The sequence below is a fragment of the Bradyrhizobium sp. Ai1a-2 genome, assembly GCF_000426245.1.
In the GTDB taxonomy this organism is placed as follows: Bacteria; Pseudomonadota; Alphaproteobacteria; order Rhizobiales; family Xanthobacteraceae; genus Bradyrhizobium.
In genome coordinates this window covers 1-19883 of record NZ_AUEZ01000036.1, presented here as the reverse complement: position 1 = coordinate 19883, position 19883 = coordinate 1, and the positions used below count along the sequence as shown (strand labels likewise).

Below are 19883 nucleotides of genomic sequence, written 5' to 3'. Positions count from 1 at the left end.
TTGTCCGCGGGTCTTGCCCGCTTCATCAACGGGCGGAGTTTCGCTTTTCCTCGTCGGTAAGGGCCTAGGCCTGTTCGGACGTCAGAGCGCCATTTCCGACCACTTGAAACACGCTGTTGGTATCGTAGCTCTGCCTGTTCTTGCGGCCTGGCTGCTGTTCGTTTTCAGGACTGCCATCACCGCCGCCGAAGCCGAGGAATTCGACCATGATGACCGAAGGCTGCCCTTCAGCTTGCTTTGATGATGGCACCGTCGCCGTTTGCGCGGCGGACCCGGCCAGATTGGAGGCTTCGGTCAGGCCGCTGATGTTCGGCGCCTGCACGGTCGGAACCCCCGTGGCCGCTCCGGACACCGTGATATTGGCCGCATTGACCACGCGAAGCGCCGCGATGTTCAGGTCGCCGACCACCCGGATGCCAGCATCGCCGGCATTGATCTCTCCCTTGAAGGCCAGCAGGTCCATCCGACTTTTCTTGCGCTGCTCCTTGCCCGGATTTTTGGGTTGGCTGTCGCCGATAGCCCAAGGCGGCGGCGCATCGGAATCGGCACCGGAGCTTCTGTTTGCATCGAGCACACCGATGCCTGCGCCAGTCGAAAGGCCGAATGCGTCGACAGAGACGCGTGCGTCGTTGTCCATCGCGAACTTCAGCGGAATGTTGAAGACCGATGTCTTGGCGCCGGCGCCCGCGCTGATATTGCCGTTCGAGGTCCACATGGTCAGAGTGAAGACGCGGGAGACGTAAAGATCGATGCTGCCGTCGGCCATGACGCGGACATCGCCACCACGTCGCGTAACGATGCCGCCCTTTCCGTAATTTTCGACCTTCTCGCTGTCATAGCCCACGGTGACCTTGCCGTAGGGCGCCATGATGCTGATGTTGCCGCCGGACTGCGTTTGCACAATGCCGCCGCGCAGCATCACGTCGCCCCACCCGCCGCTCGCCGCCTCGGGCGAGGACGGGAACAGTCTTTCGATCGCCGAATAGCCGCGGGTGTACTGCTTGAAACGAAGACTGTCGGCGTTGTTGTAGTCGATGCCCGTCTCCTTCAGCTCGGTGAACAGCACCTTTTGCAGGAAGGCCTGCTGGGTGAGCTTGGGCAGCGAAGCGAACAGCGCCCGCTGTTCATCGGCCGGCCGCTCGCCATAACCGAGCCCTTTCAGGAAGCCGGCCAGATCCTTTTCATAGGTCCTCACCACCTTGCCTGCATTGTCCGGATGCGACAGCGGTAGTGTCGGGTCGGAGGCGTTGCGCGGATCGAGATAGATGTCGGCGAAGCCGGCGTAGTCGGCGCCGCCGGCCGTGCCGGCGATGATGTTGATATCGCCGCCTTTATCGGGAAGCGCCAGATTGGGGATGTTGCTCTCCGCGCGGGCTTCGCTGAAGTTGGGGATGAGAACATTGCCCATGCTCATGATGCTGCCGCGCCCCACGGTGCCGTCAGCGGCAACGAAGGTCAGGTTGCGGCCGGCCTCGACCCACAACATGCCTTCACCAAGGAACGCGATCTGCGGGCGGATGATGTCCCTCCCGGCGATCACGCTCGACACCTGCAAGGGATTGTTGTTCTGAGCGATGATCGATCCGTAGAGGATGTCTTCTCCGGCATAGACATCGACCGGTTTCGGGGCGGTGAGACCCCAGGTGGCAATGCTGCCGATCGTGCCGTTCAGAGCATACAGCCGCACGGGCTCGGAATCGGCAGCATGGAGCGGAACGAACCCGCGCTCCCAATTGCTGTTCGGTCCGATCGGCTGCGGGATAGCGTCTTCAACGCCGAGATAGATGACGGAATTCCGGTCGGTGCGGAAAGGCGCGAGCGCGCCGCGACGATATTGCGGGGCGATGTCCTGCATCTCGACCCGCTGTCCCGGATGGAACAGGATGTCGTTGCCGGCGAGCAACTCCAGCGCTCCCGATGCGCTCGGGGCAAGCATTGTCGCGCCGAAGCCGACTATCTCGGGCTGCTTGGTCGCGATTGAGAGGTCGGATTGCAGCGAGGCCAATCGCAATGTCGGCGGCAGAAGCATGGCCTTGGACTGAAGGAGCGGCAGCCTCAGGTCGCTGAAGGGGTCCGCCGTTAGTCGCACCTCGTAGGAACCGCCGAGGCTCAGATCAGCGGCTCGCAACGAGTTGCCCTGGTATATGACCTTGCCGGAGGCCGATACTGCATCGAGCGCCGCGCGATCGGTGTAGCTGACGAAGGCCGACCCACGATTCCCGTTGCGATTGCCGGCGACCTGGCCGATCAGCATCGGATCGTAGATGCCTTCGACGGTGATATCGCCGACCGCGCTGAGGCTGGCCGTCGCATCCATCAACCCGATGAGCATGTTGACCGGAACGTCCGTGTAGACCGGCACCGGGACCCAGGTGTCGGTCCGCTGCTTTCCGTTCGCACCGCTTGCGGTGATGCGGTTGCCGGCATTCAGCTCAGCATGGCCGCGGCCGAGCATATACACGCCGCCGAGCAGATCGCGCCCGGTCTCGAGGTCGAGATTGCCGCCGCCGCGGACGACAAGATCTTCGGCGCGGGCGACCGGACCGCCCACGCCCGCCGGCGTCGTCGGCGTGGTGAGATGCCCTGTGGTCGGGATGGCGACCGACAGATCCCTGCTGTCGCGGCCCGCACGCACCCGCACATCGCCACCGCCAAGCGCGCCGACACCGGACTCGAAATTGGCGAACACGATCGACCAGCTCGTCTGGTCCTTGACCGTCGATGCTGCTGGATCGCCCGTCCAGTTGGACTCGCCGTAGTGGTAGAGCCAGGCCGCCGTGCTCTGCCGGACCACCGGGGCAATGATGTCCCGGCCGGCCTGGAGAGTGATGTCGCCACCAGCGGTCGGGTAGTCGCCGAGCTTGGAGCCGACAACGAAGCCCGCCGCGGTCGGTGTCTTCACCCCAGCGGTGTAGATCACCGATGTGTTGCCGGTGAGGACGAGATCGCGTCCCGCATCCATCCGGATCTCGCCGGTGCCGGTGCGGATGATCCGGTCGGCGCCGATGACGATGTCCCGGCGGCTCTCGAAGTTGAAATTGAACGAGGGTGCTGCGGATTTGAGCGCGGCGTCTTTCGCGGCGCTCGCGAAACCGTCGCTGATCGTGGCGTTGACCAGGATGTCCTGCTGGGCCTCGAAGCCCATCCAGCTCGGCCGGTTCAGGCCGGCGCCGCCGAGATCGATAGCGGAGGCGATGGTCAGATCACCGGAGCTGTTCCGGAACAGCGCGCCCCCCATCGAGGCGAAGCCCGCGACCGCATTGCCCGGCATGGACTGCAGGTCTGTCAGCACCTGGGCGACCAGTGCGGAGTCGACGGTTGCGACATCGTAGTTCCGAACTCCGACCAGAACCTTTTCGCGGGCGCCGACATAGGTTGCCGACGCGACGCGGAAAATGGCACCAAGATCGTCGCCCGCCGAAGCGTTCGCCCGCATCAGGATGCGGCCCCCGCCCGCTCGGCCGCCGGACACGTCAACGACGGCGCCTGCGGCCACATCGATCCCCTTCGCATCACCGACGCCGCTGCGCGTTCCGGTCGAAGCCAGTTCGACATAGCCGCTCGACGGCGCATAGCCATCCGCCGACACGATCTCGGCCTGGGCTTCGATCCGGGCACCGGCGTACAGCCTCACGCCCTCCTCTCCGATCAGCCGCACATCACCGCCATCGGCGATCGCCGCATCTCCGCCCGCGGCAATCGTGCCTCGAATCTCCACCCAGCCGCTGTCGGAGCGCAGCATCACGCGATGCGCTTCGAGCCGTTGCCCGGCGTCCAGCGCAATATCCTGCTCGCGCAAGCGGACGCTGATATCGCGGTCAAAGCTGCCCGCACCGAGCATTCCGGCGAGGCTCGAGAATGAGCCGACAAGCCGATCGGCATCTAGCGCGAGCGCCCCACCAGCAAAGCCATTGGCTGCACTAGCCCGCAGCGTCGCGTCGATCCGCGCGGTGTCGGCGATGATGTCGATTCGTCCCGCATCTCCGCCGCGAGACGACCCCGAGACATCGATCAGCGAACCCGCAGCGAGCGACACCAGCCCGGTCGCTTCCAGCCTGACGCCGCCGCCGGGCGCAAATCTCACGACATCGCGGAAGTCGACCGCGCGTCCAGAGACATCGAGCACCGCGCCATTGCCGACGATCAAGTCTCCGGAGGTCGCACGAATATCGATCACACCAGCCGGCAGCAGAGCCTGCGTGCCGAAAGTGACGCTGGTGCCCTGCAAGGCCAGCCGACCGCCAAACGGAACCTCCGCCGGATCGCCGGCAAACGAGCCCTGGTTGAGCTGCAGAACGCCGCTCGCCGTGACTGCGTAATCCGAGGCTGCCGCGGCGGTGATCCGGCCGACATCGAGAGCGACCGAACCGGCCCCGGCGCTGCTGGCAGTGACCACGTTGAGCACCCCCTTCCCGGATGTGCGCAGTTCGCCAACCCGACCCTGAATCGCGGCGAAGCCGCCGAGCGAGACATCGCCCGGCCCGAGCAGCAGCCGATCGATGTCGAGGTTCAGCGAGGCTGCCGTATCCGGTCCGGCATAACTCGCCGCAGCGCCGCTATTGCGCAGCGACAGCGACTGGGCCGTGATCGTCGGCTGACGCGCGGACACACCGACGCCCTGCAGCAGTCCTGTATCCAGGGTCAGTGCCTTGAGGCTCGCCGCGCCGTTTGCGTCGCGCCGGCCAAGCTCGAACGTGCCATACAGATTGATCGACTGGTGCCCGCGGATCAGCACATCGGAGGCCGCGGCAAAGCGCTCCAGCATCGCCTCCGTAAAGGTCGTACCTGTGGCTCCCGACGGCACATCGCCGAGATTGACGACGCTGGAGGCAAGGTCGAGCTGCGCTGCCTGGATCACCGCCCGCGCAGACAGATTGATGGCATTGCTGCCGTCGAACGAGATCGAACCCGAGCTCCGCAGCGCGGCATCATCGGCGAGGGCCAGCACGCCGGCGCTGCCGTTGCTGCCGGTGCGGACGAGTCCAACACGCTGCCCGGTGGACAGCCGCAGCAGCGCACCATTGCCGCTCATCAACAGGGGATTGGTATCGACGGTCGCCGGCCCCTCTGCCGTCAGCGACGCGCCGCTGCGAACATCGACCAGACCGGAGGCGGCAAGGATGATCTCCGGAGCGGTGAACTTCGCATTTTCATCAACTGTGACCTCGCTTGCGCCGATGGTGACTGTGGTCCCGGTCGCACCGTAGGAGCGCGTCCCGCCGATCAGCACGCTACCGGCGCCGAAGCTTTCCAGTTGCTGCGCGTCGATACGCAACACACCGGCGGACGTCGTGGTGGAGCCGCTCACGAGCGCGATCTTCGCCGCCGAAACGTCGAGATTGCCGAGAAGCCCTCCGGCAGGAGCGCCCAAGCGTCCAGTGCCTGCGAGATTCAGGCTGTGGCTCGCGGCCAGAATAATGGTTCCGGCGTCGGCGATCGTACGAACGGTAGGCAGCTCGGCCGCCTGCGCCAGTTCACGCGCGGACTGGTTGAAGGAGACCGTCTTGAACTCGCTGTATTGTTTCCAGGTCGCATTGTCCATCACCTTGAACTGGGCGTAGCCTGCATCACGGGCGCCGCTGTTCGCGGCGGCGCGATAGCCGCTGGTCACCACCGATCCATCGGGCAGTGTCGCGGCTCGGGGGGCTCCCGCATAACTGCCGCCGAGCGGCTCAACCAGCATGCCGCCTTCAAGCAACGCGTAGTGGGCGGGCAACAGCGTGTAATAGCCGGCCGCGAGGCCCGGAACGCCCTGGAGGTAGACGGTGTCACCGACCTTGAGCCGGCTATCCTGCAGCGGATAGGGGTCGTTGTAGCTGGGCCGCGGCGCATTGTTGCTGGTCGGCGCCGGTGCCGCGCCGAGACTCGGCAGGATCGCATAGCGTTCGACCGAGGTGTCGGCGAGGATGTTTCTTGTTCCGCCAATGCCGCCGACGAACGACCAGCCGAGGAGATCACCGCCACCGGAGACATCGATCACCGCACCGGCCTGCATATCCACATCGGGGCCAGCGAGCTTGACCGACTTGGTCGGCACCCGGCCGGCATATTGGTAACCACTGAACAGACCGCCGTAATCGAGATAGCCGAACGGAATGGTCAGGCCCTCGAGCGAGGCCGAGGTCAGACTGCCCGGTCGCAGGGTCAGCGACCGGCTCGCCTCGAGGCGGATCTGCCCCTGCGGCGCGCGGATGATACCGCCCTGGTCGATCACCGGCGCGCGCAGCGTCAGCCGTTGGCCATAGGACAGCGGCACCGGCGCGGCCCGTCCGTTCGACTTCACGGTGATTGACGCGCCGGCATTGACCAGGAAGCCCGGATCGGATTCGGGCAGCTCACGCGGGTCGTCCGCCAAATACAGGGATCGACCCGGGGCGACATAGACCTGAGCCGCATCGAGCAGGAGGGAGCCCGCCGTCGTCAGCGTGCCGGCCACCGGCCCATTGCCTGCCAGGCGGATGTCGCCGGTCGCGATGAACGAGGTCTGGCCGAAGCCGGCGATCTTGGCCATGCCGCTGATGTCGATGAGGTCGGCGCGAATCGTCAGCTGTCCATCGGTGCCTGCGGGAGCAGGACTGCTGAACTCTCTGCCGCCGATGACGTTCACGTAAGACGACGCCAAGTTCACCGAACCGGCGACCGTCGATATGTCGGCACCGGTGCTGAGATAGGGGGTGCCGAGCGTGATCGAGCGGCGCGTTGCGATCGTGACGTCGCCATCGAAGGCGATACCGTGGCTGTAGTTTGTGCTGCCCGGCACCAGGAACAAATCGTCGGCTCCGGAGCGATTGATCGTATCGGCAGACAAGCTCAGCGTCGTATAGCCCGATGTCGGCGACGCCTGCGTTACCTCACCAAACCCGGCCGGCGCGGTCTGTGCGATGACGAGGGTGGAAAGTTTCTGATAGGGACCCACCGCGTTGATGCTCAGCGTGCCGCCATAGCCACTGGCGCCGCCGGGCGACAGACGGAGATCGCCCGCAATCACACCATAGGTGGCCGAGATCGTGATCGATCCGGCCGCGCCGTCGACCTCGATCGGAACATATCGATCGCCAGAATTAAATCCCGACACGCCGCGATCCAGGTCGGCGACACCGTGGACGCCCGAGACGTCGATCACCGCCTGTCTGTCGATCAGCACCCTACCGGGCGGCGTATCTGGCGCCGCGCTGTTGATTCGGACCAGCCCTCCCGCCTCGACCGAACGACGCTCGCCGGAGGGACCGGAAACGATCTTCTGATAACCGCCCGCGAACAGTAGGGCATTGGCACCCAGCCGCACACTGCCATTTTCCAGACCACTATCCGGGTTGCGGTTCGGCTGGATATCGATTGTGCCCCCCGGCGTGGCGATCGTGCCGTCGACGAACACGTCAACCAGCGAGCCGAGCCGCACGGTGGACTCAGCCTCCATGAGAATCTCAGCGCCGGTCTCTATCGCGACTTTGCCCGGATGCCGCGCGATGGTGACGCCCGTCTGAGTGTTGTAGCTCGCGCCGGTGATGCGTTTCGGAGGAGCGGCGCTGTCGGGCGAGAACGGAAGCGTAGTGAGCGTGAGCTCCATCGGCTGTCGCAGATCCGCCGGCAGATCAGACGAGTTACGTAGCGAGACGCCGTCCTGCTGGCGCATGAGATCATACAGCCGCGCTCCGTTCGCGGCCTGGACTATGCCGCCGTCCAGCACCATTGTGTCGACGGTGGGCGCGATCACCGTTCCCGACGTCACGGTCATGCCGCGCGCGCCGCTCAGCGCGTAGCTCGCAAAGCCGCCTTTGGTGAAGAAATCAGCAGCCACGGTCATGGGCGGCACGATATTGATCGGCCGGTCCAGGACGGCGCCCTTCGGAATGATGCTTCCGGCTCGAAGCGTGACATCTTGCGACCATGGCCCCGGTGGCACGGTCACCGTAAACGGGACTACCTGTACGCCATTCGGAAATATGTCGGCCGGAACGACGTCACCCGGATTGAAGCCGCCGAATACATATTTCAGTGTGGTCCCCGCTGGGACGACATCGCCTGGATAATAGCCGGTGAAATCAGCGGTATAGAGTTCACTAAAGTTCTCCGGCACGATCCAGTCCACCGGAACGTACAAGTCCCCGCCTGCATATTCCGCCCAGACCGTTGCGGTTTCGCCTGGCCCCAAACGGTTGACCGTGGCGAGGTGTGACACCGGCACATAGGATCCCGCCGGGATCACGACATCCGACGTGAGCAGAAAATCCCTGACGGCGCGCGTGTTTGCCGGCAGGACACCGCCTTCGTACATCCGAGTGCCGCCGATGAGGACGTCATCACCCGTATCGATGGTCAGCGAGCCGCCTTTGCCCAGAGCATAGGCGACGATGTCGCCATTCATCTCCAGTCGTCCGGTCGCGAGGCCTGCGGGCGCATTGGTGCCGATATAGGGCGTGGCCGTATCGATCAGGATCGAGCCGCCATCACCGGCTGCGATCTTGCCAGTGGCGGAGAGATGCCCGCCGCCGCTCGCGTCGATGAGCGACCCTTTATCCAGCACGATGGTGCGGCTGATCAGCTCGACCTTTCCGCCGTTAACGACGGAGAACACGTCCGTAGCCCCCGCGCGATCGCGCGTCCAGCGGCCGGCAACGTCGATGACGCCCGTTTCTCCGAGGTGGATGCTCGGACGGTCCGCTTCGGGGATCGAATCCCACGCGACGCCCGACGAACCCAGCGCGCCCGCCTCAGATGTAGACCGCAGAGCTTCGATGTGCACCTTGCCGCCCGCCGCGCGGATCGTACCATCGATCTCGGCCTGGCGGCCGATAAAGGTGAAGGAGCCGAACGCACCGACATCGACGGTCGTATCCTCGCCAATCGTCAGAATGCCGTTCTTGCCGCCGCCGGAAACAAGCGTGACATTGCCGAAGGTCGAGCCGTCGAACCAGTTTGACGGCAGGACATGCTGGTGCGCCTGCACGCCCTCATAGAGCGAGGCGAGCTTATCCGTATAGTTGAGCAGTTTCGTATCGGCTTTGAAATCTTCGCCAAGTCTCGGGCTGTTGCTGCCGATGACGATGTTGCCGCCTGTCGGGCTGGCATCATAGAGACTCGAGACGCCGCCGCTGAAGTTGGACCCGAAGCTCAGGGTCGCAAGATTTGGTCGCTCGTGCCAGATCCGCATCACATCGGTCACCCCCGCCCCGGTCGAGGGATCGCGCTGGCGTTCACCGACCACGATGTCGGCGCGGACCTCACCGTCGAAAATTCGGACCGCATCAGTTGAAATGCCGCCGCCGCTATCGGCCCAGCCTGTCGGAAAGACGTTGTTCAGCAGCAGCGAACCCGCCGACCGGCCCTCGGTGTATCCCTTTTCGAACCTCGCTCCAGTCTTTGAGAAGGGCGACCTGTATCGCTCGACGATGTTCCAGTGGGCATGGTTGCGAATAAAATCGCCCTCGATGCCCACATACTCGACACCGGCCTGCGCCTGCTCGATCGGCACCAGTCGGCCATTCGCAGTCATCAGGCGCGTGCTTTGCACATATCCGTCCAGATAGCGGACGCTGCCGCCCGACAGATCAATGACGGAGCCTTCTCGGGCGATGATCTCCATGCCCGTCATCGAAATCTTGCCGCCGACCGTCATGAACTGCGACACGTCGCGGTTGATCAGATCATAATAGCCCGAGAAGTTCGCTATTCCCGTCCCGTCGGTAAGTTTGCTTCCGTAGCGGGCGTCGAAGTAGACTGTCGTTCCGCGCAGGCCGCTATCGCGCATCACCGGATTGTCGCTCAACTCATTGGCACGGAGCTCGGCGCGGATGGTGTTCTGCTCCATTGCGATCTCGACATCGCGCAGGCCCGAAACATCGATTGTTGCGCCGGCCGCGAGATAAATTCGGCTGTCGTCGATCGCATTGACCCCATATCCGTCCTTTCGATTGGCGACGAGCGCGATTTCGCCCGCCGGAACGTACAAGGCCGCGTTCGTCTGGAAGATGATGCTGTTGCCGTAGACCTCTACCGTTGACGGCTTGTAGGGATTGCCGACGACTTTCTCGCCGCTGAGATCGGGAAGGATCGTCGCATAGCTGCCCTCGCCGAAACTGACTTGGCCGCGCTCGCCGCGGACGTACGGAAACATGCCTTGGGTCAAGCCAACGTTGGTCGCCGTTCCGTACAGATCGCGGGTATGATTAGCTCCGGTCATCATGCCCGATTGGGCCTGGATCAAGATTGATCCGGCAACTTCCGCAGCCGTGGTCGAGATCAGCACACCGTCCTGGCTGACGTTCTTGCCGGTCAGCGTGATGTTGCCGCGCTCGGTGACAATCAGACCGGCATTCTCCGCAAAGCCGCCGCGGTCGACGCCGGCGAGAAAGCCGCGGATCGGCGCGCCGCCGCCGACATTGTCGCCAGCAGGGCCCTTAAGCGCATCGCGCAGGGTGCCGTCGAGCAGCAACACCGCGCGTCCCGCCGCCATCAGCACCTGGCCGTCAGGCGCATCGATCCTGCCGCGGTTGACGACGTTGTGGCCGAGCAGAACCGCTTGACCATAGGTGCCGACGGCGATTTGCGCCCCCGCTTCCACCGTGACGCCGTCGTAGGCGGCAAAGGTCTCGCCCGGCCTTGTACGATCGGCGACCGCGTTCAAGTTCGTGCCATCGAAGAAAGTCAGCGGCACGCTCTGGCTGGACGCCGGATTGGCGGCGAGGATCCCATCCATGAAGCGCTGATTGCGCGCCGCGAGCTTCTGCTGCTCGGTCGCGCCCGCCTGATATTCGATCGCGCCGCCATGGATATCGAGCGACGAGGCGATCAGGCTGCCGACATTCACCTGGCTGGTACCATTGAAGATGATGCCGTTGCGATTGATCACGTAGACGGCGCCGTCGGCCTTGATGGTGCCGAGAATGCGGCTCGGCGCCGCTGACGGATCGAGCACCCGGTTCAGGACCGACCAGTCGGCGCGACCCTGCTGATTAAACCGCAGATCCGTGCGCTCGCTGACGTTGAAGCTGTCCCAGGTCAGGATCGCCTTCTGCTGGGTCTGGCCGATCGTCACCTGGGTGCGGCCGGCGCTGACGCTCTCGGTCGGCAGGTCCGCGCCGCGCCAGAGATCGGGATTGATGCCGCCGCCCGGCAGCCGCACCCCCGACCCGATCTGCAATCCGCCCGGCTGCAGGCCGTCCGGGATGCCGCTCGGCCTCGCCGCGAGCGCTGCCGCTCTTGCCGCGTCCTGCGCCGCCTGCCTTGCCTGGATCGCAAGCGTCGCGCGGTTGATCGATTCCTGCGCCTGCCGCGCGGCCTGTATCGCGCCCTGCGCCGCCGCTGCGGCAGCGCCGGACGAACCTTGTGCATAGCTTCCGAGGGGACGCGCCAGAGATTCCGAGTCTGCCGCAGACAATGCCGTCACGCTGACGGTCGCGAGAAGAAGCCCTCGCCGCAACGCGCGCCCGGACGACGTATGGATGCAGCGGACGGACGACGGACGGAAGGACATGCAGGCACCTCTGACAACGGCGGCCCGTGGCGACAGGAGCGCAGCCACGGGCCTCGGTGCTGTGACGTTTCCCGAGGCGCGACCCCACAGAAGAATGTTATGAAGTTTTGATGACAGTTCCGCCCGGGGGCTTTTCCCGGCGTCAGCTCAGGAGCACGACGCCACCGGGCAGCGTCTTGCGGGTGACGCCGAACGCTTGCTCGATCTGCGTCAGCACGTCATCGGGCCGGTCGATGCGAAAGCGACCGTTCACCGGTCGGCTGCCGAGCTGTGCATTCAGCAGAACGATGCGTCCCGAGCGATAGCGGTTCAACTCGGCAACCACGTCGGACAGCGGAGTCATGCGGAACAGCAACACGCCGTTGGTCCACGCCGAGACAACTTCCGGATCGATGTCCGCGACCGCACCCAACACGCCATTACCGTAGGAAACCTGCTGCCTGTCGCGCAGCGTCACCGCGCGCTGTCCATACCTGACATCGACCTGCTGACGCAGGCAGGTCACGCAGGTCAAAGCGTCGAGAACGCGGATTTCGAAATTGGCATTGAGCGTACTCGTGCGGCCACCGCCTGCCTCCACGACGAACGGCCGCGCCACCGGCGCGGGAACACTGATCGATGCCTCCCCGGCGACCAGTTCGATGCCGGCCTCGCCGTCTCTCGTGCCGAGCGCAATGCTGGTGCGCGTGTTCATCCGGATCGATACGCCGTCCATCACCGTGATCCGGCGCTGCTCGCCAACCTGGGTGCGATAGTCTGCACGCAGTTCTGACCAGGAGGGCCACATCCCGAACGGCGGCCGTATGACCATCGCACCGGCGACGGAGGCCGCGAGCGCACCGCCGATCATGTGGCGCCTCGTCAGCACGGGTGGACGGCGGACGGTATTACCGGCGCTTTGCCCTTCGCGCAGGTGTTCGCCGGCCGGCCCCAGCGCGCCCCACAGCCGGCTTGCGGACACAAAGGCTTCCGCGTGAGCGGCGCTCCGGCCTCGCCAGCGCTTCAGCGCGTCCACGTCCGCGGCCGTCGCTTCGCCGGAGGTCAGACGCCTGATCCAGGCGTACGCCTCACGCTCCAGCGGATCCAGCGCATCGTCGTTATCAGAACGAACCATCTATAACTCCACCCGAGGCCTATGCCGGCCCGTGGCGAACCATCTCCATGGCTGCTGATGTTCATCCTTAAGACGTTTTTCGACCGGCAAAGCCGCACAACAAATTTTGCTCCTCCGCATCATTTGAGCGTCTTCCGCTTGAAGCGCGAGGCGCAATATTCCTGCGCCGCCCGCAGCTCCTGTTCGACCATGCTCACGGAAATTCCAAAGCGCGCGGCGATCTCGCGGCGTGTCATTCCGTCAACACGCGCCGCGAGCAGGATCTCCCGCCGCCGCGTCGGAAGTTTTGCGATGATGTCGCTCAGCCGGACAATCTCCCGTTGGTTCTCGACCACCTGCAAGGGTCCAGGCGCATCATCGGGGACATTGATCACGGCGTCGATGTCGGCCTTGGTAAGGCGCCGCTGTTCAGCGCGATGCTGGTCGAGAGCGGTGTTGATGGCCATGCGGAAGAGATAGGCCAGCGGATTGCGGATCGTTCCGACGCTTTCGCCTCCCGCAAGCCGCAGATAAGTATCGTGCAGCGCGTCCTCGGCCCATTCCCGCGACCCAAGCCGCCGCGCAAGACGGCGCGTGAGATCGGCATAGCGCTTGACGAACAGGGTCCGCAGTGCGGAGTCGTCTCCGACACTGTCATGGCCGCGCTCTTTCGCATCGCCGCCCTCGTCGGCGGGATCGCGGAGCTTATCCATGGCTCCGCCCTTTCACCTCAGCGGCGCAGTTGACGATGCCGGAGGAGCGCGGCAGCACCACAAACGTGAAGGGCTGCGTCAGCCCGGCCGGCGGCGGCTCGCCGATCGAGGCCGCTGCCACGGCGTCAAGGATCGCCGCATCCCGGTCCGGGTCGTTCGTCGAACTGAGCAGGACCGGATGCATCACCTCGCCAGCCGAGCCGATCCAGAATTTCATGGCGAGGCGATAGTCGCCCGGTCTGGTTCGCGCAGTGCTGCACAAGGCGCGGCCGATGCCGGCCTGCAGCAGGCTGAAATAGCTTTGCTCGTCCCTGCCGCGGTTCGCCAGCGCCGCCCGGGCGATGGCAGAGGATGAGCGCGCAACCGCCGGCTCCGGAGCATCCAGCACAATGACGATCGCTTCGTCAGCCGTGTATCGCGCGACAAGCCCGCTACCCTTCAGCAACCGTTGGAGCGCTACGTCGGAGGACAGTTCGCCTTTCACCTCGACCGAGGTGCGGCCCACCGCCAAGTTCCCGTCATAAAGCACGACGACTCCCGTCACAGCGCTGAACGTCTCCAGCGCCGATGCAAGTTGTTGCGCCGGGAGGTCGAACACGAAGCGATGATCGGCAGCGCGGAGGCTGCCGGAGATGAAGGCGACTGCAGTACCGAAGATCACGACCCAGCGCAAATGCCGCCGCCGGTCCCTCACAACCGGCCTGTTCATCGTCAAACGTACCCCCAGAATTCAGAAGCGTGTCGCGGACCCTAGCCAGCCTGTATCACAATCCCATGTCGGGTGTGGCAAACGCGGGCCGCAGCGTTGCGCCCATTATAATGTCAATGGTCTCGTCCATATCCGGCTTTCGTGATCGAACCGCAAAACAGCAGCACCGCCCGCCTCAGGCTTTAGGTGGTCGTCCGATTTACATCGTCTTGCCAAACGCATCACGCGACGCCGGTCTATGGCTGCAAATCCCTTGTGAACGAAAAGGAAACGCAACCAAAGGCATATTGGGCTAAGATGGCAGGCTTCGGGAGGGACCGTGAGGCGACGGGAGTTCATAGCGCTTCTCGGCAGCGCGGCAGCAATCCAACCGCTCGGCGTGCGTGCAGAGCGCCCACCGGCGCGCATCCTCTATTTCACGCTCTCCGCCGGTTATCGGCACGACGTCATCCCGCTTTCCAAATCGATACTGACACAGCTTGGACGGAGTTCCGGTGCTTTCGAGATCACTGCCACAGAAGACACATCCGAATTTTCAACCGACAACCTCAAACGCTATGCCGCGGTGATGTTCTACACCACCGGAGAGCTGCCGATGAACGACACTGAAAAGGAAGCTCTTCTTGATTTTGTGCGCTCCGGCGGAGGTTTCCTCGGTGTTCATTCCGCCACGGACACGTTCTACACGTGGCCGGATTATCTTGATCTGGTCGGCGGCTACTTCGATGGTCATCCATGGCATCAGGCCGTGACCGTCAAGGTGGTCGATCCCGGCAATCCACTGGTGGCGCATCTCGGCGATACGCTGCGAATCGAGGACGAGATCTACCAGATCAGAGATTTCGATCATCGTGGATCACACCTGCTCCTGCGCCTCGATCAAGACTCGGTGGATCTTGGTAAGCCTGGTGTGCACCAGCGATCCTATGGCTGGCCCCTCGCCTGGACCCGATCTTACGGCCAGGGACGAGTGTTCTACACGGCGCTTGGCCACGAGGCCTCAGTATGGCGCGACACCCGGTTTCAACGAATCCTGACCAACGCCATTCTTTGGTCTATCGGAAAGTCACCGTAGCTTTGTCGTTCCTGCATGCGCCGGATTTCTCACAGCAAGAAGGAAAGCGCCGCTTCGCACCGATCTTCTATCTTCAGCGTGAGCAGGTGATCGGCACGGGTCCGACCGAGATTGACGGCCGCGATCGGCAGGCCAATTTGAGCCGCCATCTGCGCGAACCGAAAGCCGGAATAGACCATCAGCGAGGAACCGACGATCAACATGCCGTCGGCTTCGTTGAGATGGCTCTTGGCGGTGGCAACGATGTCGCGCGAAACATTCTCGCCGAAGAAGACCACATCCGGCTTGAGAACTCCCCCGCACGATCGGCAAGTCGGTACGACAAAACTCGAGAAATCCTCGTTCTCAACGTCAGCGTCCCCGTCCGGCGCGTCCGCGGCGTCCAGGGCGAGCCACGCGCCGTTCAACCCAGCCAGTTCGTCCTGAAACGTCGACCTCGGCCTCGTCGACGCGCATCCCAGGCAGCGGACCATATCAAGCCGTCCATGCAGGTCGATGACCTGCTTGCTGCCAGCGACCTGGTGAAGCCCGTCGACATTTTGGGTCAGGAGAATTTTGCTTCGTCCCTTCGCTTCCAACTGGGCCAGCGCATGGTGAGCATCGTTAGGCAATGCGCGGCCAAACCTCCGCCATCCGATCAGACTTCGTGCCCAATAGCGCTGCCGGGTCGCGTGTTCATGGATGAAGGCCTGGTAGGTTACCGGCGGCGTCCGCTTCCACTTGCCGTCGCTATCGCGATAGTCCGGGATGCCGGAATTTGTGCTACAGCCTGCCCCCGTCAGGACGAACAGGCGTGAATGGCGGTTGATGAAGTCCTCGAGCGCGCGGTCTTGCATGGTCAGGAGTATCTAGTGCGCCGGTGTCGCTGACGCCAGGGCCGGACGAAGAGACGATCTTCGAGGAGGGAAGGAAGACGCGGACAGGCCGCTGCACCCGCAATGAACTCCGATTCAATTGTCGAGCAGCCGCCCTGTAGGATGGGTAGAGCGCAGCGAAACCCATCGCGATGGAGCAAGCCGTGCGAATGATGGGTTTCGCTCCGCTCTACCCATCCTACGACTGTCGTCCCTGCGCCCGGGACGACGTGAGGATGGTTTCCGATTCAAATGTCAAACAGCGGAGCCGTAGGGTGGGCAAAGGCGCACTTGCGCCGTGCCCACCATCAACACTTCGCTCATGATGGTGGCACGCTCTTTTTTCCCGCGACCGCGGCCCGCACGACAGCGCAATCGCGGGTTACCGACGTAACGCGAATTTTTGAACCGGACAATGTTGCGTAACACGGGCGCCCATACATGACCCTGTAGCGCTCTCAAGCGCCCCCTCCCGGTCAATTGAGGCCTTTATGACGAACGGATCCAAACTTCGCGTCGCCTTGTCTGGAGACAGCATCGTCGAGCGGCGGCTACTGACACGTGAAGACGCGACAGTACGGCCGCTTTTCGATCTGATCCGAAATGCCGATATCGCCTTCACAAATCTCGAGGTCCTTCCGAATGATTTCGTCGGAGACCCTGTCCTCGAAAGCGGCGGAACGCATTTTGGCGCGCCCGCATGGGTGTTGGATGAGCTGACCGACGCCGGCTTCGATCTCTTCGCGATGGCAACCAACCACTGCCTCGATTACGGCATCTCCGGATTGCTCCGGGCGATCGAGGCCATGGAGAATCGGGGTCTCAGCTATGCCGGCGTGGGGCGCAATCTCGAAGAAGCACGACGTCCCGTTTACCACACGCATCCGAATGGAACTGCGGCCCTGATCTCTTGCTCGGCAACCTTCGCGAACGGCCAGGAGGCGAGCGCACAGCGCCCCGACTTGCCGGGTCGACCGGGTCTCAATCCCCTGCGTCATTCCAAGGTATACGAAGTCACGCCGCAGCAACTTGCCTCGCTCGTCGAAATCTCCGAGCAGCTTGGCCTGGAACGCTTGCGCCAGAAGATCATCCAGCTCGGGTTCGGCTTTCCGCCGGAAGACCCCAACGTGGTCGAGTTCGAGAAGATGCGCTTTCGCGCAGCGGAGCGGCCGGCAATCCGCATGAGCGCCAAGTCCGGCGATGTCGAAGCCATTGCGCGTTGGGTCCGCGAGGCCCGCGAGCTCAGCGATCTGGTGATGGTGAGCTTCCATGCCCATGAGTATGGCGAGGACGTGGAAGATCCCGCCGAGTTCCTCCCTGCTTTCGCGCATCGCATGATCGACGAAGGCGCGCACCTCGTGGTCGGGCATGGTCCGCATCTGCTGCGCGGCATGGAGATCTACCAGGGCTGCCCGATCTTCTACAGCCTTGGCAACTTCGTTGGCCAGAATGAACTGGTGTCACGCCTGCCCTCCGATGCCTACGAGCGGTTCCGCGTCGATCCGACGCTGACGCCGGGCATGGTCTTCAAGCAACGCACCGATTCTGATCGCAAGAGCTTTCCGGCTGACAGCCGCTTCTGGGAAACGGTGGTACCGATCTGCAGCTTCAGCGACGGACGGCTGTCCAGCCTCGAGCTCTATCCCGTTTCGCTCGGTCTTGGCGAAAAGAGACATCTCCGAGGCCGTCCCCGACTTGCGGCGGGAGAAACGGCCGAACGCATCCTGAACCGGTTTGCCAGCCTGTCCGAACCATTCGCCACCCACCTCAAGATTGGCACCGGCATGGCCACCCTCGCCATCTGATCGATCGGATAAACCGCCATGAAAGACCTGGACCACGCGCATGGTGCAAACACGCGCCTCGATGCTTCGCCCGATGCTCGCCGCACAATGACTACGCAGCTGCGGAAAATTCCTGCCGTCGTCCTGGGAAACGCTCTCGAGTTCTACGACTTCATCGTCTACGCGGCTTTCGCACCTGTCCTCGGCCGCGCATTCTTCCCGACGCAAGACCCGATGACCGGCCTCATCCTGTCTTTCTCCACCTACGGGATTGGCTTCGTCATCCGCCCTCTCGGCGCCGTGCTGCTCGGTGCGTATAGCGATCGCTACGGCAGGAAATCAGCAATGACGCTGACGATCGGGCTGATGGCCTTTGCCACCGGCATGATCGGCCTGGTTCCGGGCTATGGGCAGATAGGAATGGCGGCGCCGATCCTTCTGGTCCTTGCCCGTCTCGTTCAAGGCTTCTCGGTTGGTGGTGAGTTGGCTCCCTCAACCATCTTCCTGACGGAAATGGCGCCGATCGGAAGGAAGGGCTTCTTCGCGAGCTTCCAATTTGCCAGTCAAGGTTTGTCTGCTGTCATGTCCGGTGCAGTCGGCCTTTCGATCGCTGCTCTCCTGCCCAAGACCGCGGTGGAGCAATGGGGGTGGAGAATAGCCTTCCTGATAGGTATCCTGATTGCGCCGTTCGGCATTTATATCCGCAAGCGATTGCACGAGACGTTGTCGCAGGATCAGCCTCGCGCAAGCATGTCCACCATCCTGTCGATCACGCTGCGTCGCGAATGGCAGCTCGCTGCGCTGGGCATCCTGGTGGTGTCCGGCATTACGATTACTCAGTACTTCTTTCTCTACGCGGCCACTTACGCGACCGCCGTGCTGCACTACTCACAGCAAGTCGCGATGACGATAATCTTTGCCACGGGTGTGACCGGAATAGTGTTCGCGTTGATAGGCGGCCTACTGGCCGACAGGTTCGGGGTGATGCGTCTTGCGTTCGCGCCGCGGCTCGCCATGGTACTGCTGATGTATCCCGCGCTGAGCATCGCCTCGTCCAGCGGTTCGCCAACTGTCCTTTTGGCGGTTATCGTCGTCTTGATGGCTTTGCACGCAGTTGGGAGCATCGCACCCGCCCTTCTCGTCCTGAACGCGTTTCCAGCTCAGATTCGCGGCACCGGGTTTGCCATCTCGATGGCTCTTGCCATAACCCTGTTCGGAGGCACAGCCCAGATCGTGTTCACCTGGATCATCGCTTCCACAGGCGAAAAACTTTCCTTCATCTACTACATCATCGGCATGAACTTCGTGACTGTCGCCGCCTGCCTGTTGATGCTCACGCACTTAAATCGCCGTCGCTCCGCTGCCCCCTCGACCCGGACCATGACCAGTAGCGAGCGAGCCAATCTCGCGCAGTCGGATCGAGGCATCCGATACGAAGCGGACATCGAATAGAGCGTTTTCAAGCGAAGTGGACACCGGTTCGCATAGCAATCAAGTTTACGCGGATTGCGTAGACTTATCTGCGCAGAAAACGCGTCAAAACAAGAATCTAGAGTTTCGGTTCTGATTCAATCAGGACCGAAAATGCTCTGGTGGTCGGGCGGTTGTGGTCGTCTCTCGGCTCCTGCAGGACCGCCAGCACCCTACCGGGATTGCCCTCTCAGGTGCGGCTTCCCCTGGTATGGATCGCGGCCTTGATCCGCATCTGGCGCGATTACTGGACCGTGTGGGGCACGTCGGCCTCGGCGACGCGGTCGCGATCGGCGGCGGGCGTCTGCACCGCCGCGCCTTGCGCCGGCGAGGTCTTGGCCTTGTCCTTGGCCTTGTCCTTGGCCTTGTCGTTGACCTTGGCCAGGTTGGCGAGTTCGTCGCGCAGATAGGCCACCAGCTGCTGCACCAGGTGATCCCAGATTTCGATCTGGGCCCGCAGGTTGGTCGGCGTCACGCCGCCGGCGACCGAGACGTCGAGCGACAGCGCCAGGAACGGCGGGCTGAGCTGCAGGCGCGCGAACCGGCGGGTGGCGTTCCAGCGGTTGACCAATTCGAGCGGCAGTTCGCCCTGGACCTGCAGCACGGCGATGAGGGCGACGTCGAGGAAGCCCTGCGGCTCGCCGGCGGTCGGGTTGCCGGGACGGACGTCGAAGGCGAGCCCGTTGGTGGCGGAGCGCAGGTAGGCGAGGCC

General features: G+C 63.5%; 9 protein-coding genes. 3 read left to right on the top strand and 6 right to left on the bottom strand.

The genetic code is table 11. The features are described from left to right. Positions 1 to 64 precede the first annotated feature (64 nt). The 4 genes from K288_RS0122285 to K288_RS46240 all read right to left on the bottom strand — a co-directional run bounded on the left by K288_RS0122285 (position 65) and on the right by K288_RS46240 (position 13988). Positions 65 to 11473 (bottom strand): filamentous haemagglutinin family protein, encoded by an 11409-nt coding sequence (locus tag K288_RS0122285; protein ID WP_084799691.1) that lies wholly within the window; start codon positions 11471 to 11473, stop codon positions 65 to 67. Positions 11474 to 11615: 142 nt separating this feature from the next. Further along, entirely contained in the window at positions 11616 to 12587 is a 972-nt protein-coding gene (locus K288_RS0122280; protein ID WP_027581554.1) for a FecR domain-containing protein, read from the bottom strand. 119 nt (positions 12588 to 12706) lie between these two features. Next, on the bottom strand, positions 12707 to 13279 hold the full coding sequence (locus K288_RS0122275; protein ID WP_051334667.1) for an RNA polymerase sigma factor: 573 nt from the start codon (positions 13277 to 13279) through the stop codon (positions 12707 to 12709). After that, positions 13272 to 13988 (bottom strand): STN domain-containing protein, encoded by a 717-nt coding sequence (locus K288_RS46240; RefSeq protein WP_051334666.1) that lies wholly within the window; start codon positions 13986 to 13988, stop codon positions 13272 to 13274. The genes K288_RS0122275 and K288_RS46240 overlap by 8 nt, the downstream gene beginning before the upstream one ends. Positions 13989 to 14307: 319 nt before the next feature. On the opposite strand from K288_RS46240, the gene K288_RS0122265 reads away from it, so the two are divergent. Next, positions 14308 to 15063, top strand: a complete 756-nt coding sequence (locus K288_RS0122265) for a ThuA domain-containing protein (RefSeq protein ID WP_027581552.1) — start codon at positions 14308 to 14310, stop codon at positions 15061 to 15063. Between the two features lie 29 nt (positions 15064 to 15092). On the opposite strand, the gene K288_RS0122260 is transcribed toward K288_RS0122265, so the two are convergent. Further along, positions 15093 to 15899, bottom strand: a complete 807-nt coding sequence (locus K288_RS0122260) for an NAD-dependent protein deacetylase (protein ID WP_027581551.1) — start codon at positions 15897 to 15899, stop codon at positions 15093 to 15095. A 509-nt stretch (positions 15900 to 16408) separates the two neighbouring features. Here K288_RS0122260 and K288_RS0122255 point away from each other — a divergent pair. Together K288_RS0122255 and K288_RS46235 are read left to right on the top strand one after the other, a co-directional pair. Next, positions 16409 to 17722: a CapA family protein gene (locus K288_RS0122255; RefSeq protein WP_027581550.1), complete on the top strand. Its 1314-nt coding sequence runs from the start codon at positions 16409 to 16411 to the stop codon at positions 17720 to 17722. Positions 17723 to 17740: 18 nt separating this feature from the next. Next, positions 17741 to 19153 (top strand): MFS transporter, encoded by a 1413-nt coding sequence (locus K288_RS46235; RefSeq protein WP_051334665.1) that lies wholly within the window; start codon positions 17741 to 17743, stop codon positions 19151 to 19153. 262 nt (positions 19154 to 19415) lie between these two features. On the opposite strand, the gene K288_RS46230 is transcribed toward K288_RS46235, so the two are convergent. Next, on the bottom strand, positions 19416 to 19883 hold a 468-nt coding region (locus K288_RS46230; protein ID WP_043160430.1), incomplete at its 5' end, for a YbjN domain-containing protein.